We start from the raw sequence: 15,881 nt of genomic DNA, 5'->3' as shown, positions 1-15,881 counted from the left end.
TGAGGGCAGGTCGGGACGCGCCGTGAATCCGTCCCTGGAGGCTCGACACCCGCATCCATGCGGGTGACGGTCCCGCCCTGCCCTCACCGGCCCCTGCCTGACACACGGCCGCTGCGGACGGGAGAGCCGCCACGCATGGCGTGGCTCTACGCACCACACCTGATGGGGCGTCAAGTGCCTTGCACGCCAGCGCGGGTGCCGTTGCTTTGCTGTGCCTTGCGTTGCCTTGCTCCGCTCTGCCCTACCAACCGCCCTCCAGCCCCCTGTCTGGAGGGTGACGGGTAGCGATGTGCAGGACCGTTGGAGCGCCATGGATGGCGCTCACGAGCCCCCAGGGATGGGTTTACGGCGGGTCCAGCACAGCGCTACCCGTCACCCTCCAACAGTGAGCATCCAAGGCGCCGCTCTGGCTCTGGCTCTGGCTCTGGCTCCGGCTCCGGCTCCGGATCTAACTCTGGCGCGGGCCCTGAACAAAAAGAAAGGCCGCGCAGTGCGCGGCCTTTCAGATGTTTCAAACCACCAGAAACCTTACGGACGACGCTCCAACGCTTCCACGTCCTTGGCCTTCGGCAGCAGATCCTGCTTGGTCACCGCCAGCGCGCCCATGGTCAGCAGCGGGCAGGCAATGAAGATCGACGACAGCGTACCGATCACCGCACCGATCATCTGGCTCAGCGCCAGCCCTTCCAGCGAACCACCGCCGTACAGATACAGCGCCAGCACCGACAGGAAGAACACCAGCGAAGTGATGATCGTGCGCGACAGCGTCTGGTTGATCGACCGGTTCATCACTTCCAGCGGCTCCACACGCAGGCTGCGGAAGTTCTCACGCACACGGTCGAACACCACGATGGTGTCGTTGATCGAGAAGCCCATCACCGACAGCAGGCCGGCCAGCACGGTCAGATCGAACTCACGGCCACTCAGCGAGAAGTAACCCGCCACCACCAGCACGTCGAACAGCGTGGTGATGATCGCCACCATCGCGAACTTCCACTCGAAGCGGAAACCGATGTAGATCAGGAAGCCGATCAGCACGAACAGCGCCGCATACAGGCCGTTCAGCGCCAGCTCCTTACCGACCTGCGGGCCGACGAACTCGGCACCCACGATGGCGGCCTGGTTGCCCTCCATCGAGATCGCCTTCTGCACGGCTTCGGCGGTGCGGTTGTTGGCCTCACCGGCGTTCTCGCCTTCGGCCATCTCCTGCGGCTGCAGACGGATCAGCAGGTTGCTGCCGCTGCCGAAGCTCTGCACCTGGGCACCGGCATAACCGGCGCCTTCCAGGTGCTCGCGTACGGCATCGACGTCAGCGGGCTTGTCGAAGCGGACTTCGACCACGGTGCCGCCGGTGAAATCCAGCGCGTAGTTGAAGCCCTTGAAGGCAATGCAGCCGATGGCGGCAATGAACACCAGCGCCGCCAGAGCGATGGCCACCCAGCGGGTGCGCATGAAGTCGAACTTGGTGTCGTTCGGGATCAGATGCAACGGGAAAAGTTTCATGGTTTCTATTCGCTTCCCGTCAGATGGCCAGGGTCTTGAGCTTCTTGCGGCGGCTGTAGACCAGCACGGCAAGGGCACGCGAGACGGTAATTGCAGTGAACATGGAGGCCAGGATGCCGACGATCATGGTCACGGCGAAGCCCTTCAACGGACCGGTACCGAACGCATACAACGCCACACCCGCCAGGATGCCGGTGAGGTTGGCGTCCAAGATGGTCCCGGAAGCCTTCTCGTAACCGGCCACGATGGCCGTCTTGGGCGGCATGCCGGCCCGCAGCTCTTCACGGATACGTTCGTTGATCAGCACGTTGGCGTCGACCGACAGGCCGATCGACAGCGCCAGACCGGCGAAGCCGGGCAGCGTCATCGTCGCGCCGAACAGCGACATCACCGCCACCACGATCAGCAGGTTGAACAGCATGGCCACCGAGGTGATCACGCCGAACATGCGGTAGTACACGGTGAAGAAGATCAGGGTGAACAGGAACGCGAAGCCGACCGCGGTCACGCCGCGCTCGACGTTCTCCGCACCCAGGCTCGGGCCGACGATGCGTTCTTCAACGAAGTCCATCGGCGCGGCCAGCGAACCGGATTTCAGCAGCTTGGCCAGGTTTTCCGCCTCGGTCTTCTCAAGGCCGGTGGTCTGGAAGTTCTTGCCGAACACGCCGTTGATGTTGGCGACCGAGATCACTTCTTCCTTGACGCGGAAGCTGCGCACTTCCTTGCCATCGACCACGTTCACGGTCGGGATGCGTTCGGTGTAGACCACCGCCATCGGCTTGTTGACGTTGGCGCTGGTGAAATCGAACATGCGCTGGCCGCCGACGTTGTTCAGCGTCACGCTCACAGCGGCGGCGCCATTCTGGTCGGTGGTAGCCTGGGCGGCGACCATCTGGTCACCGGTCACGATCACGCGCTTGTTGAGCAGGATCGGGCCACGGTTGTCACGCTGCTGGTAGACCTTGGCCTCCGGCGGGATACGGCCGCTGGTGATCGCGTCCTGGGCATTGCCCTCGACCACGGCGCGGTATTCCAGCGTCGCGGTGGCACCGATCATGCGCTTGGCTTCGGCGGTGTCCTGCACGCCCGGCAGCTGCACGACCACGCGGTCGGCACCCTGGCGCTGGATGATCGGCTCGGCCACGCCAAGCTGGTTGACGCGGTTGCGCAGCGTGTTGACGTTCTGCTCGATGGCGCCGTTGGCGATCGCGGTCAGTTCGGCCTCCGGCATGCTCACGGTGATGCGGTTGCCCGCCACCTCGTAGCCCAGCGTCGGCTGCGCCTTGACCATCACTTCGCGGGCACGCGCGGCGGCATCGGCACCGGCGGACGGGCTGATGGTGGCCACGATGGTGTTGTCGCCACGGCGCTCGACCGACTGGTAGGCGATGCGGGCATCGCGCAGACTGGTCCGCACGTCTTCGGCGTAGGCATCCAGACGCTTGTCCAGTGCGGCCTTCTGGTCGACCTGCAGCACGAAGTGCACGCCGCCCTGCAGATCCAGGCCCAGCACCATCGGCTTGGCGCCGAGGTCGCTCAGCCACTCCGGCACGGTGGAGGCAAGGTTCAGGGCAACCACGTAGTCCTCGCCCATCTCGTCGCGCAGGGCGTCGTTGGCGGCGGTCTGCGCCTGCAGCGTCGGCAGGCGCACGATCAGGCTGTCGCCTTCCTTGGCCACCGACAACGGCTCCACGCCGGCCTGCTTGAGGTCACCCAGCACGCGGTCGCGCAGGGCGTCGTCGATCTGCCCGCCACGATTGGCGGTGATCTGCACGGCAGGGTCCTTCTGGTAGATGTTGGGCAGTGCGTACAACGCACTGACCGCCAGCACGATCAGGATGAGGAAATACTTCCAGCGTGGAAATTCGAGCATTGCTTGGGTCCCGCGCGGTGCCCGTCCCGGCACCGCGGTTGAACGGAAAGGAGGTGGATCAGTTGGCCGACTTCAGCGTGCCGGTCGGCAGCACATTGCCCACGGCGCCCTTCTGCACGCGGATGCGCACGTTCTCGGCCACTTCGATGGTGATGAAGTTGTCGCCGATGTCGGTGACCACGCCGGCGATGCCGCCGTTGGTCAGCACTTCATCACCGCGCTTGACCTTCTCCAGCATGGCCTTGTGTTCCTTCTGGCGCTTCATCTGCGGGCGGATCATCAGGAAGTACATGATCGCGATCAGGATGATCGGGAACAGCAGGGTGGTCAGGCCCATGCCCTGCGACTGGCCACCGGCGGCCTGGGCGTTGGCGGTGGGAATGAGGAAGGCGAGCAGGTTCATAGTGTGTCCTTGGGTTGGGAGGCGCCCTGCCCCTTGAAGGGTCAGGGAGTCGCCGCGAAACGGGGGTCAGCCTCGAAGTATGCCATGGCCCCGGGAGTTCGTCCTTGGGCCGTTTGGCAGGGTCGGCGCGCCGGATCGGCCGGCGGGGGTCACTTTACAGCGCAGGCGTGACCGCACCACGAGCCGCGTAGAAAGACTCGCGGAAGGCGGTAAAGGTTCCCGCCGCGATCGCGGCACGCATGTCGGCCATCAACGTCTCGTAGTAATAGAGGTTGTGGATGGTGCCCAGCATCGGCGCCAGCATCTCGTTGCAGCGGTCCAGGTGGCGCAGATACGAGCGGGTATAGCCGCTGGTGCAGGCATGGCAGCCGCAGCCCGGCTCGATGGTGTCCATGTCGCGCTCGTAGCGGGCGTTGCGGATGCGCACCGTGCCGAACGAGGTGAAATAGTGGCCATTGCGGGCATTGCGGGTCGGCATCACGCAATCGAACATGTCCACGCCGCGGGCGACGCCTTCGACCAGGTCCTCCGGGCGGCCGACGCCCATCAGGTAGCGCGGCCGGTCGGCCGGCAGGATCGGGTGCATATGGTCGAGCATGGCGTTGCGTTCGTGCTCGGGCTCGCCCACGGCCAGGCCGCCGATGGCGTAGCCATCGAAGCCGATCTGCTGCAGGCCCTCGGCCGAGCGGCTGCGCAGGTCGTGATGGACGCCGCCCTGGACGATGCCGAACAGCGCTGCGTCATTGCCCAGTTCATCGTGCGCGTTGCGGCTGCGCTGCGCCCAGCGCAGGCTCAGTTCCATCGAGGTGCGCGCGACCGGCTCGGTGGCCGGGTACGGGGTGCACTCGTCGAAGATCATCACCACGTCCGAATCGAGCACCTTCTGGATGCGCATGCTCTCTTCCGGGCCCAGGAACACGCGGGCGCCGTCGGTCGGCGAGGAAAAGGTCACGCCCTGCTCGGTGATCTTGCGGCGGTGGGCCAGCGAGAACACCTGGAAGCCGCCGGAGTCGGTCAGGATCGGGCCGTTCCAGCGCGCGAAGCCATGCAGGCCGCCGTGGTCGGCGATCACGTCCAGGCCCGGGCGCAGGTAGAGATGGAAGGTGTTGCCCAGGATGATTTCCGCACCCAGCGCGCGGATCTGCTCCGGCAGGATGCCCTTCACCGAGCCATAGGTGCCCACCGGCATGAAGGCCGGGGTTTCCACGGTCCCGCGCGGGAAGGTCAGGCGGCCGCGGCGGGCGCGACCGTCGGTGGTCTGGAGCTGGAACTGGAGTCGGGACATGGAGCGGTCATTCGGGCAGATAGTCTGCCATTGTCGCCGAAAACGGCCGCGCCTGCCCTGCGGCCGTCAGTCCCCCTGCGGGAACAGCAGCATCGCATCGCCATAGCTGAAGAAGCGGTACTTCTCCGCGATCGCGGCCTGGTAGGCCTCGAACACCCGGGCCTGGCCGGCAAACGCCGAGATCATCATCAGCAGCGTGCTTTCCGGCAGATGGAAGTTGGTCACCATCGCGTCCACGCTGCGGATCCGGTAGCCCGGGGTGATGAAGATCTGGGTTTCCCCGGCGTAGGGCAGCAATTCGCCCTCGCGCATGGCGCTTTCCAGCGCACGCACCACGGTGGTCCCGACGCCGATCACCCGGCCGCCCGCGGCCCGGGTGCGGCGCACCTGCTGGACCAGCTCGGCGCCGACGTTCAGCCACTCACGGTGCATCACGTGCTCTTTCAGATCGTCCACGCGGACCGGCTGGAAGGTGCCCGCGCCCACGTGCAGGGTCACGTGGCCGAACGCCACGCCCTTGTCCTTCAACGTGGCCAGCAGGGCTTCATCGAAGTGCAGGCCGGCGGTCGGGGCGGCCACCGCGCCGATCTCGCGGGCAAAGACCGTCTGGTAACGCTCGCGGTCGTCCACGCCCGGCTCGCGCTGGATGTAGGGCGGCAACGGCAGCCGGCCGGCGTGCAGCAGCCACTGTTCCAGCGCCTCGGGCACATGGAACTGCAGCACGTAAAACTCGCCGTCGCGGCCCAGCACCTCGGCCTCGCCACCAGCATCCAGTGCGATCCGGCTGCCCGGCTTGGGCGACTTGCTGGCGCCAACCTGCGCGCGTGCCTGCTGGCCACCGAGCAGGCGCTCGATCAGGATCTCGACACGGCCGCCGCTGGCCTTCTGGCCGAACAGACGCGCCGGGATCACCCGGGTGTCGTTGAAGACCAGCAGGTCGCCGGGCTGCAGCAGGTCGGGCAGGTCGCGCACCTGGCGGTGCTCGAAGGCGGCCGGGGCCGGCGGCACCACCATCAGGCGGCTGGCCGAGCGTTCGGCAAGGGGCGCCTGGGCAATCAGTTCAGGCGGCAGGTCGTAGTTGAAATCGGACTTCTTCAAGGGAGCGCACGGCAACGTGTAGGCAATGTCGGCCATTGTACGACTGGCCCTCGGTGGCAACGAAGGATTCGCCAAACGTCGCGCAAAATGCTGCTTTGCAACAGTTTTTGACGGGGTTATCGCGCGAAAAACCGCGTGCTAGCATCGAGCCGGAAGTCTGATGCACGAGCAGGAATGCCCGAAGCGCGCGCGAATAGACGCGCGTTTTGCTTTTCCGCCGTGCCGCCATCGTTTCAGGAGATCTGCAATGAGCTTCATCGAACGTCTCGCCCCGCTCCGCGCCCAGCCCGGCACCCGCCTCACCTCCGGCCTGGATGACGCCACCCTCGAACGCCTGGCCGCCGGCCACCCCGCCCTGGTCGCCGCCATCGACGCCGCCGCCGTTGAATTCGAGCGCGTGCGCGCCGATCTTGGCGGCCTGCTGGCACTGGACGAGCGCGCCCAGATCGATGCGATGCAGGAGGGCTTCGTCAATTTCTATGCCGATGATGCGGTCACCCCGTACGTTGCCCTCGCCGCCCGTGGCGCATGGGTGGTCACCCTGAAGGGCGCGGTGCTGTACGACGCCGGCGGCTACGGCATGCTCGGCTTCGGCCATACCCCCGAGGCGGTGATGGAGGCCATGGCGGCCCCGCAGGTCATGGCCAATGTGATGACGCCCAGCCTGTCCCAGCAGCGCTTCATCCAGGCCCTGCGCAAGGAGATCGGCCACCGCCGCGGCGGCTGCCCGTACAGCCACTTCATGTGCCTGAATTCGGGCTCCGAAGCGGTCGGGCTGGCTGCCCGCATCGCCGATGTCAACGCCAAGCTGCAGACCGATCCGGGAGCCCGCCACGCCGGTGCGAAAATCAAGCGCGTGGTGGTCAAGGGCAGTTTCCACGGCCGCACCGACCGCCCGGGCCTGTATTCCGACTCCAGTCGCAAGACCTACATGCAGCACCTGGCCAGCTACCGCGGCGAGGACACGGTCATCGCGATCGCGCCCTATGATGAAGTGGCGCTCAAGCGCGTGTTCGCCGAGGCCGAACAGAACCACTGGTTCATCGAAGCGGTGTTCCTGGAGCCGGTGATGGGCGAAGGCGACCCCGGCCGCTCGGTGCCGCCCGCGTTCTATGCGCTGGCCCGCGAACTGACCCGCCAGCACGGCAGCCTGCTGCTGCTGGACTCGATCCAGGCCGGCCTGCGCGCGCACGGCGTGCTGTCGATCGTGGATTACCCGGGCTTTGAAGGCCTGGACGTGCCGGACATGGAAACCTACTCCAAGGCGCTCAATGCGGCGCAGTTCCCGCTCTCCGTGCTGGCCGTGACCGAGCACGCCGCGCAGCTGTATCGCAAGGGCATCTACGGCAACACCATGACCTCCAACCCGCGGGCGCTGGACGTGGCCTGCGCCACACTGTCGCTGCTGACCCCGCAGGTGCGCGAGAACATCCGCGTGCGCGGTGAGGAAGCCGTGCGCAAGCTGGAACAGCTCAAGACCGAGCTGGGCGGGCTGATCACCAAGGTCCAGGGCACCGGCCTGCTGTTCTCCTGCGAGCTGGCCCCGCAGTTCAAGTGCTACGGCACCGGCTCCACCGAAGAGTGGTTGCGCAACCATGGCATCAATGTGATCCATGGCGGTGAGAACTCGCTGCGCTTCACCCCGCACTTCGGCATGGACGGCGAGGAGCTGGACCTGCTGGTCGGCCTGGTCGGCCGCGCGTTGAAAGAAGGTCCGCGCCGGGAGCAGTCGCAGGCGGCCTGAGGCCGGCTTCCTTGCGGGTGTGAACCCGCAGGGGGTCGCCGACCGACGGTACGAGAAACGGCAGGCGACCAACGGCCGGCTCTGCCCCGGTGCGCCATCCCGGTGGAGCCGACCGTTGCTCGGCCGTCGTCACCGATGGCCGATTGGCCCCCGCGCCCGAAACGCGCGATAATCCGCCACCGCACCTGCGGAACGACACCCCGTCACGAGACCAGCGCACCGGTCATCGGCGGGGCTTTTTCGTTTCCGGTCGCTACAGATTCGGACAACAGGAAGATCCAATGAAGTCGATTTGCGTTTACTGTGGTTCCAACCCCGGCAGCAAGCCGGTCTACACCGAGCGCGCCATCGCGCTGGGTGACCGCATCGCCCGCGACGGCCTGCGCCTGGTCTACGGCGGCGGCAACGTCGGCCTGATGGGCACCGTGGCCAACGCCGTGCTCGCCGGCGGCGGTGAAGTCACCGGCGTGATCCCGCAGCAGCTGGCCGATTGGGAAGTGGCCCACCGCGGCCTGACCGAGCTGGAAATCGTCGGTTCGATGCACGAGCGCAAGTCGCGCATGTTCGACCTCTCCGATGCGTTCGTCGCCCTGCCCGGCGGTTTCGGCACCATGGAAGAAATCTTCGAGATGCTGACCTGGCGCCAGCTGGGCATCGGCAACAAGCCCTGTGCGTTCCTGGATGTGGACGGCTTCTATGCCCCTCTGATCGGCATGATCGATCGCATGGTCGAAGAGCGCTTCCTGCACCCGGCCCAGCGCGCGGATCTGTGGTATGGCTCGGACATCGATGAAATGCTGGCCTGGATGCGTGCCTACGAGCCGGCGCAGGCCTCCAAGTGGATCGACGAAAAGCGGGCCAACGCGCTGCGTTGATCCCTGCGGCGCCGCGACGGTTCAGGCCGTCGCGGTGGTTGCCATCGGGGCCGGCCTGCCGAGCAGATAGCCCTGGCCGTAATCGCAGCCGAGCTGCAGCAACGTGTCGTGCTGGGCCTGGGTTTCGATGCCCTCACCCACCGTTTCGATGCCCAGCGTGCGCGCCAGTGACAGCACGCCCTGCACCAGCGCATGCGTGCTCTGCATGTCCTGCCCGTGCAGGCCGGCGATGAAGGACTGGTCGATCTTCAGCGTCGAGATCGGGAACCGGTGCAGGTAGGACAGCGCCGAAAAGCCGGTGCCGAAATCATCCAGCTGCACCAGCACCCCACGCTCACGCAGGGTCTGCAGGATGCGCAGTGTCCGCGGGCCGTCATCGAGCAGCGCCACCTCGGTGATCTCCAGCCGCAACCGGTGCGGATCGGCACCGGCCGCTTCGATGAGGCCGAACAGGCGCGTGCTGAAATCGGCCGAGCGGAAGTGGCGCGGCGATACGTTCACCGAGAGATAGCCACGGCCACCGCGCGCGAGCTGGGTGATCACCTGTTCGTACAGCAGCCAGTCCACCTGTTCGATCAGGCCGCTCTCTTCGCCCAGATCCAAGAACGCACTCGGCAGCAGCAGCCCGCGGCGCTCATGCTGCCAGCGCAGCAGCGCCTCGTGGCCGACCAGTTCGCCGTCGCTGAGCCGCACGATCGGCTGATAGAACGGCATGAAATCCCGGTTGATGATGGCCCGCCGCAGGTCCGCCTCCAGATCCAGGCTGCGCAGGGCCTGCTCGCGCATCGCCTCATCGAATACGGCGCAGCGATCATTGCCCTGCGCCTTGGCGCGGTACATCGCCGCATCCGCATCGCGCACCAGTTCCTCGCCGTTGCGGTAGCGCGGGTTCCACATGGCGATACCCAGGCTGCCCGAGGGGAACAGCTCGCGCCCCTTCACCCACATCGACTCTTCCAGCGCCACCAGCATCCGCTGGGAAAACTCCAGCGCCGAGGCCAGGCCATCACCGCACTGGAGCAGGATCGCGAACTCATCGCCGCCCAGCCGCGCGACCACGTCCTGCGCGGAGATCATCGAGACGATGCGCTTGGCCACCTCCACCAGCATCTGGTCACCGGCAGCATGGCCGATGCTGTCGTTGACCAGCTTGAAGCGATCCAGGTCCAGAAACAGCACGGCAAAGCCCTGGCTCTCGTTGGTGCGCGCACGCACGATCGCGTCTTCCAGCCGATCCAGCAGATGCAGGCGGTTGGGCAGCCCGGTCAGCGCGTCGTGCATGGCCTGGTGGGTGAGGCGCTGTTCGGCACGCAGGCGCTCGCCGATCTGGCCCAGCAGTCTGTCGTTGACGTCGGCCAGCTCGCGGGTGCGCTCGTCCACGCGCTGTTCCAGATCGGCATGCGCATTGCGCAGCCGCTCCTGGTCACGCTGGCGGGACAGTCCGTTGCCGATGTTCTGTGCCACGAAGGTGAGCAGCCGCTGGTCGTGCACGGTGAACACCACCTCCGGCGAATAACTCTGCACCACGATCACGCCGACCACATCGTCATCGCTCAACAACGGCACACCCAGCCAGCAGTTCGAGCGCGCGCCGAACTCGCGCACCACGCCACTGTCGCGCAGCGCATCGATGCGCTCGCGCGTGGCCAGCAGCGGTTGCCGGTTGCGCACGATGAACTCGGTCAGGCCTTCACTGAAGGGGCGCGGTGCGCGCGAGGGGTTGTACTCATCCACCGAGTACACGAACTCCAGCCCATCCCCCCTTTCATTGACCAGCGCGATATAGAAGTTGCGCGCATCCAGCAGCGTGCCCACGACCCCATGCACCTGGCCGTAGTACTGCGACAGCGATTCAGCGCTCATCGCCAGCTCGGCGATGTTGAACAGCGCCAGCTGCAGTTTTTCGGCACGGCGGCGCTCGACCACCTCCTCCTGCAGGTTGCGGTTGGCGCGCTGCAGTTCGACCGTGCGGCGCTCGACCTGGCGCTCCAGCTGCACCTGCGCCTGGCGCCGGTCCATCGCGGTCAGGATGTGCTGGGCGACATAACCCAGCAGGGTGCGGTCGGCCTCGCCATAACGCGCCCGGTGCTCGTAGCTCTGCACCACGATGGCACCACAGACCCGCCCATCGCGCAGCATCGGCACGCCCAGCCAGTCCAGGCTTTCCGGCCCACGCTCGGGGTCGTGCTCGTCATCAAGGACGGCCAGCAGCTCCCGCGAGGGCCCGCTCAATGGCTCGCCATGCCGCAGCAGCGCGAAGGTGAGGCTGCGCGGCATTTCGTGTTCTTCGTAGCTGCGATCCGGGTCTGCAACGAAATCATCTTTCTGGTCGGCGAAATACAGGAAGCGGACCCTGTGGCGGATGTCGTCGTACTCGACGATGAAACAGTTCTGCGCGTACATCAGCGAATTGAGCACGCGATGGAAGTGGCGAAGCATCTCGGCCATTTCCAGATCCGCACCGGCCAGATCGGCGATTTCATAGAGCGCCTGCTGCAGGCGTTTGGACTCCTCCAGGGAGGCGATCTCGCGGCGCTGCCTCGCCAGCAGCAGGGTGCTCTGGAACAGGGAGCGCGCCAACGCCCACCACGTGTCCGGCGGTGTCGTCCCGGCGGCCAGGGTCACCTCCAGCGTCAGGTCGGCGCCGCTGTGGCTCCAGCGCTGCTGAAACGCCGTGCCGGCCGAGGCCGCCTGACGCCGCGCGGGAACAGCGTCCGCCGGCGGGGTGCGGCCCTGAGGGTGGTCCAGAGCGCCCTCGCCCAGCACCGGATCCGACCAGGCCAGCGTGATCGCCGCCCCGGCCGGCAACAGGGCGCACAACGCCGTGGCGACCGCGGCAGGGATCACCGCATCACCGTCCCGTTGCACTGAAGAGGTCACCATCTGGCTTGACACGTCGCTCGTCTCTCGGGCGCCGGCTGCCCGGCACCTCCCCTGTCCTGCGAGCATAACGCGCAGACCGGGGGGCAATGGAAGCGCTTCAACTCCATCCGGCGCTGCTGGACGTTGTTACTGCCGTGCCCCAGGTCATCGCCATGCCATCCCGCTCCGCCGCCGCGCGCGCCGTCGACTATGCGAACACCCCCGCAGCGCTTACTCTGTGCGGCGTGGACGCCCTTGCCCTGCCGACCGATGAAGCGCTGATGCTGGCCTGGGCCGGCGGCGACCTGCGTGCGTTCGAGGCGCTGTATGGCCGTCATCGCAGCCGTCTGTACAGCTTCCTGCTGCGCCAGCTGCGCGATGGCGCGCTGGCCGATGAGATGTTCCAGGATGTCTGGCAGCGCGTGATCGCCGCGCGCGCCGGCTGGCAGCCGGACGCCGCCTTCACCACCTGGCTGTTCCGGATCGCCCACAACCGCCTCAACGACCACTGGCGTGCGGCCAGGCACCGGCCTGCGGCCCCGATCGACGCCGATGAGCGGGTCGCGGCGATCGCCGATGCGCGCACCCCGGAAACGCAGCTTTCAGAGTTCGAACAACGCCGCCAGCTGCAGCTGGCAATGGAGCAGCTGCCGCCGGAGCAGCGCGAGGTCCTGCAACTGCGTCTGGAACAGGAATTGAGCCTGGAAGAGATCGCCGAGATTACCGGCGTCGGCCGTGAGACAGTCAAATCGCGACTGCGTTATGCCATGGACAAACTACGCGCGGGGTTGAGCGGATGAACCGCCCGGATTCGCTGACCCCGGAAGAACGCGAACTGGCCCGGCTGCTGGGTCGGCCGAGCGCGACCGGTCCCGCACCGGCGATCGACGAGGCCGTACTCGCGGCCGCGCGTACCGCCGTGGAAGCACCGGCTGCGGACGCTGCTACCTGGAAGCTGCCGCCGGCTGCGCCGGTGCGGGCAACGCGCCCGCGTTCGCGCCTGCCGGCGGTGTTCGGCCTCGCCGCCTCGGTGATCTTCGCGGTCGGCATCGCCTGGCAGCTCAAGCCTGAAGAACCACCCGCGCCACCGCTGGCCGAACCGGTTGCCGCACCCGTACCGGGCGCCGCCGCATCGAGCACGGCAAGGACGGAGGCTGCGCCGGCGCTGGACGCCGCACCGCCACCGGCCCCGGTCGCTGCACCGCCCGTGGTCCAGCAAGCGCGCATGGCGAAAGACACAGCGGCCGCCACCGCGCCAACCGCGGCGCCTGCGCCCGAGCATGCGCGGACGGCCGCCCCGCCCCGCCCGGAAGTGATCACGGCACCCGCGCCGCCTGTTTCCGCACCAGCGCCGGCCCCGGCCCCGGCGCCAATGATGCCGGCACCGGCACCGGAGGCGGCATCGGCGTATGCCATGGACACAAGCGAACCGGCGCTGGACAGCGTCGTGGTGACCGGCTCCACGATGGACCGCGAAGCACCACGTGCGGCGCTAAAAAGCGCAGCGCCAGCCAAACCCGCGCCCAGCGCTCCCGGCGTGATGCGCCGCGCCGCCGGGCCGATGGCGGCGCCCGCCTCGGCAGACGAGGCGGTACGTGCCCTTCACCAGGCCGTCGCTGCCGATGCCGGACTGCCGCGCAAGCAATGGCTCAAGCGCATCCGCGAGCGACGCGATGCCGGCGATGTGGATACCGCACGTGCCAGCCTGGAGCGTTATCTGCAGCAGTACCCGGAAGTGCGCATCCCGCGCGATCTCCGCCAGCTGCTCGAGAACTGACGCGGCGCGTACGGTGATCAGGCATCCCCACTAGAATGATGGGAATGCCCGATACGCTCGCCACCCCCGTCAGCCACAGCCTGGAGATCAAGCACAGCCGCTTCATCGCCCATGCCGCGCCGATCCAGAATGCGGCGGCCGCGCTGGAGTTCCTGCAGCAGGTCGCCGTCGCCGATGCCACCCACAACTGCTGGGCCTACCGCTACGGCAACGACTACCGCTCCAGCGACGATGGCGAGCCATCCGGCACCGCCGGCCGCCCGATCCTGGCCGCCATCGATGGCCAGGGCTTCGATCAGGTGATGGTGGTGGTGACACGCTGGTACGGGGGCATCAAGCTCGGTGCCGGCGGCCTGGTCCGCGCGTATGGCGGTACCGCCGCCGAGTGCCTGCGGCTGGCACCACGGCTGCCCCTGATCGCCATGGCCGAGCTTGACGTGCAAGCCGGCTTCGAGGATCTGGGCCCGCTGCATGCCGCCCTGGGCGCCCATCTGGCCGAGAAAGTGGACGAAGCGTTCACCGCCGACGGCGTGAACCTGCACCTGCGCTTGCCGGCCGATCAGGTCGAACCGTTGAAAAACCGCCTCCGCGACGCCACTCGTGATCGTGTCCGTATTGAATCCCGCATCGAACCAGGCCCATCGAATGACTGACGCACCCGTTCCGAACGACACGCCGATGCGCCGATTGGGCAGCTTGAACACCTTGTGGCCGTTCGTCCGCCGGCACGTCGGGCTGTTCAGTGCCTGGCTGGTGGCCTTGGCGGTGTCCTCGGTGGCCACCCTGAGCCTGCCGGTCGCGGTGCGCCAGATGATCGACCACGGCTTCACCAGTGGCGGCCAGATCAACAAGGCCTTCGCCCTGCTGTTCCTGGTCGCGGTGGTGCTGGCGCTGGCCACCGCCGCGCGCTTCTTCTTCGTCTCGCTGCTGGGCGAAAAGGTGGTCGCCGATCTGCGCAGCCGCCTCTACGCCCATCTGATCACGCTGGGTGCCGGCTTCCACGACCGCAGCCGCAGCGGCGAGCTGGTCTCGCGGCTGACCGCCGACAGCGAACTGCTGCGCAGCGTGATCGGCTCGACCATGTCGGTGGCCCTGCGCAGCAGCGTGACCGTGGTCGGCAGCCTGGTGATGCTGTTCGTGACCAGCCCGCATCTGGCGGCGTGGTCGCTGGTCGGCATTCCGCTGGCGGTATTGCCGATCATCATCGGCGCCCGCCGCCTGCGCAATATCGCGCGCGCCAGCCAGGACCGCATCGCCGATGCCAACAGCCTGGCCTCTGAAACCCTGGGGGCGGTACGCACCGTACAGGCGCACGCGCGTGAGCCGTATGAGCGCGGCCGTTTCAATGCCGCGCTGGGCGATGCGATCGGTGCCGCCCGCCGCCGCATCCGCGCCCAGTCGATCGTCACCGCCAGCGCCATCGTGCTGGTGTTCGGTGCCATCGTCGGCGTGCTGTGGCTGGGCGCGCACGAGGTGATCGACGGCAACATGAGCGCCGGTACGCTGGGTCAGTTCGTGCTGTATGCGCTGATCGGCGGCGGTTCGGTCGGTGCGCTGGCCGAGGTCTGGAACGAGCTGCAGCGTGCGTCGGGCGGCATGGGCCGCATTGCCGAGCTGCTGCAGGAAGACGTGGAGATCACCGCCCCGGCCCATCCCACCCCGTTGCCGCAGCCACTGCGCGGCGAGATCCGTTTCGAGGATGTGGTGTTCCACTACCCGCAGCGCCCGGATACCGCTGCGCTGGACCATGTGGATCTGCACGTGCGCCCGGGTGAAACGGTCGCGCTGGTCGGCCCGTCCGGCGCCGGCAAGAGCACCATCCTGTCGATGCTGCTGCGCTTCCACGATCCCGCGGCCGGTCGCATCCTGGTCGATGGCGTGGACCTGCGCGAGGTCGATCCGGCGCAGCTGCGCGAACAGCTGGCGCTGGTGCCGCAGCAGCCCACCCTGTTTGCCAGCAGTGCGTTCGAGAACATCCGCTACGGGCGCCTGGAGGCGACCGATGAGGAGGTGCAGCGCGCGGCCGAAGCCGCCGAGGCCGATGAGTTCCTGCAGGCACTGCCCGAAGGCTATGCCAGCGAGCTGGGCGAGCGCGGTGCGCGCCTCTCCGGTGGCCAGCAGCAGCGCATCGCGATCGCCCGCGCCCTGCTCAAGGACGCCCCGATCCTGCTGCTCGACGAAGCCACCAGCGCCTTGGATGCACAGAGCGAGCGCGCCGTACAGCAGGCGCTGGAGCGGTTGATGGCCGGCCGCACCACGCTGGTGATCGCGCACCGCCTGGCCACCGTGCTCAAGGCCGACCGCATCGTGGTCATGGACCACGGCCGCATCGTCGCCCAGGGCACGCATGCCGAGCTGCTGGCCGAGGGCGGTCTCTACGCCGAACTGGCGCGCCTGCAATTCATCGATTGATGACGGGCCGGTAACACCGGCCATCGCATCCTGCAGCCCTCACTGGATG

Annotated in this window: 12 protein-coding genes; 6 read left to right on the top strand and 6 right to left on the bottom strand. The window is 67.3% G+C overall.

The window, feature by feature from the left end; all coding sequences use genetic code 11:
• Positions 1-528: 528 nt before the first annotated feature.
• The 5 genes from secF to queA form a co-directional block, all read right to left on the bottom strand.
• Positions 529-1,503, bottom strand: a complete 975-nt coding sequence (secF, locus tag AC06E9_RS12925; protein WP_152151627.1) for a protein translocase subunit SecF — start codon at positions 1,501-1,503, stop codon at positions 529-531.
• Positions 1,504-1,522: 19 nt separating this feature from the next.
• Entirely contained in the window at positions 1,523-3,376 is a 1,854-nt protein-coding gene (gene secD / locus AC06E9_RS12920) for a protein translocase subunit SecD (protein WP_461770383.1), read from the bottom strand.
• 58 nt (positions 3,377-3,434) lie between these two features.
• Positions 3,435-3,779, bottom strand: a complete 345-nt coding sequence (gene yajC, locus AC06E9_RS12915; RefSeq protein ID WP_121042087.1) for a preprotein translocase subunit YajC — start codon at positions 3,777-3,779, stop codon at positions 3,435-3,437.
• Between the two features lie 154 nt (positions 3,780-3,933).
• Positions 3,934-5,064, bottom strand: a complete 1,131-nt coding sequence (gene tgt / locus AC06E9_RS12910) for a tRNA guanosine(34) transglycosylase Tgt (RefSeq protein ID WP_121042085.1) — start codon at positions 5,062-5,064, stop codon at positions 3,934-3,936.
• Between the two features lie 66 nt (positions 5,065-5,130).
• The gene (gene queA / locus AC06E9_RS12905; protein ID WP_478056182.1) at positions 5,131-6,162 is read right to left on the bottom strand and encodes a tRNA preQ1(34) S-adenosylmethionine ribosyltransferase-isomerase QueA; all 1,032 of its coding nucleotides are present in this window, start codon (positions 6,160-6,162) and stop codon (positions 5,131-5,133) included.
• A gap of 247 nt (positions 6,163-6,409) precedes the next feature.
• Between queA and AC06E9_RS12900 the strand changes: the two genes are divergently transcribed.
• Together AC06E9_RS12900 and AC06E9_RS12895 are read left to right on the top strand one after the other, a co-directional pair.
• Positions 6,410-7,906: an aminotransferase class III-fold pyridoxal phosphate-dependent enzyme gene (locus AC06E9_RS12900; RefSeq protein WP_121042081.1), complete on the top strand. Its 1,497-nt coding sequence runs from the start codon at positions 6,410-6,412 to the stop codon at positions 7,904-7,906.
• Positions 7,907-8,187: 281 nt separating this feature from the next.
• Positions 8,188-8,781, top strand: a complete 594-nt coding sequence (locus AC06E9_RS12895; protein WP_019183145.1) for an LOG family protein — start codon at positions 8,188-8,190, stop codon at positions 8,779-8,781.
• A 21-nt stretch (positions 8,782-8,802) separates the two neighbouring features.
• Here AC06E9_RS12895 and AC06E9_RS12890 read toward each other — a convergent pair whose 3' ends face one another.
• Positions 8,803-11,664 (bottom strand): EAL domain-containing protein, encoded by a 2,862-nt coding sequence (locus AC06E9_RS12890; RefSeq protein WP_478056181.1) that lies wholly within the window; start codon positions 11,662-11,664, stop codon positions 8,803-8,805.
• A 224-nt stretch (positions 11,665-11,888) separates the two neighbouring features.
• On the opposite strand from AC06E9_RS12890, the gene AC06E9_RS12885 reads away from it, so the two are divergent.
• From AC06E9_RS12885 to AC06E9_RS12870, 4 genes are read left to right on the top strand one after another with little or no spacing between them, the layout of a single operon-like run.
• Positions 11,889-12,443, top strand: coding sequence for an RNA polymerase sigma factor (locus AC06E9_RS12885; protein ID WP_121042227.1), 555 nt, complete (start codon positions 11,889-11,891; stop codon positions 12,441-12,443).
• Entirely contained in the window at positions 12,440-13,420 is a 981-nt protein-coding gene (locus AC06E9_RS12880; RefSeq protein WP_461770380.1) for a hypothetical protein, read from the top strand. The genes AC06E9_RS12885 and AC06E9_RS12880 overlap by 4 nt, the downstream gene beginning before the upstream one ends.
• Positions 13,421-13,464: 44 nt before the next feature.
• A complete protein-coding gene (locus tag AC06E9_RS12875; protein WP_152151615.1) occupies positions 13,465-14,073 on the top strand; it encodes an IMPACT family protein in 609 nt (202 codons plus the stop codon).
• The gene (locus AC06E9_RS12870) at positions 14,066-15,832 is read left to right on the top strand and encodes an ABC transporter transmembrane domain-containing protein (protein ID WP_282259322.1); all 1,767 of its coding nucleotides are present in this window, start codon (positions 14,066-14,068) and stop codon (positions 15,830-15,832) included. The genes AC06E9_RS12875 and AC06E9_RS12870 overlap by 8 nt, the downstream gene beginning before the upstream one ends.
• The last annotated feature ends 49 nt before the right edge of the window (positions 15,833-15,881 follow it).

It is taken from the genome of Stenotrophomonas sp. Steno-Z10-BAI (genome assembly GCF_056393115.1).
Note: the sequence above shows the minus strand (reverse complement) of the source record. Positions and strands in the feature narration are given on the sequence as shown.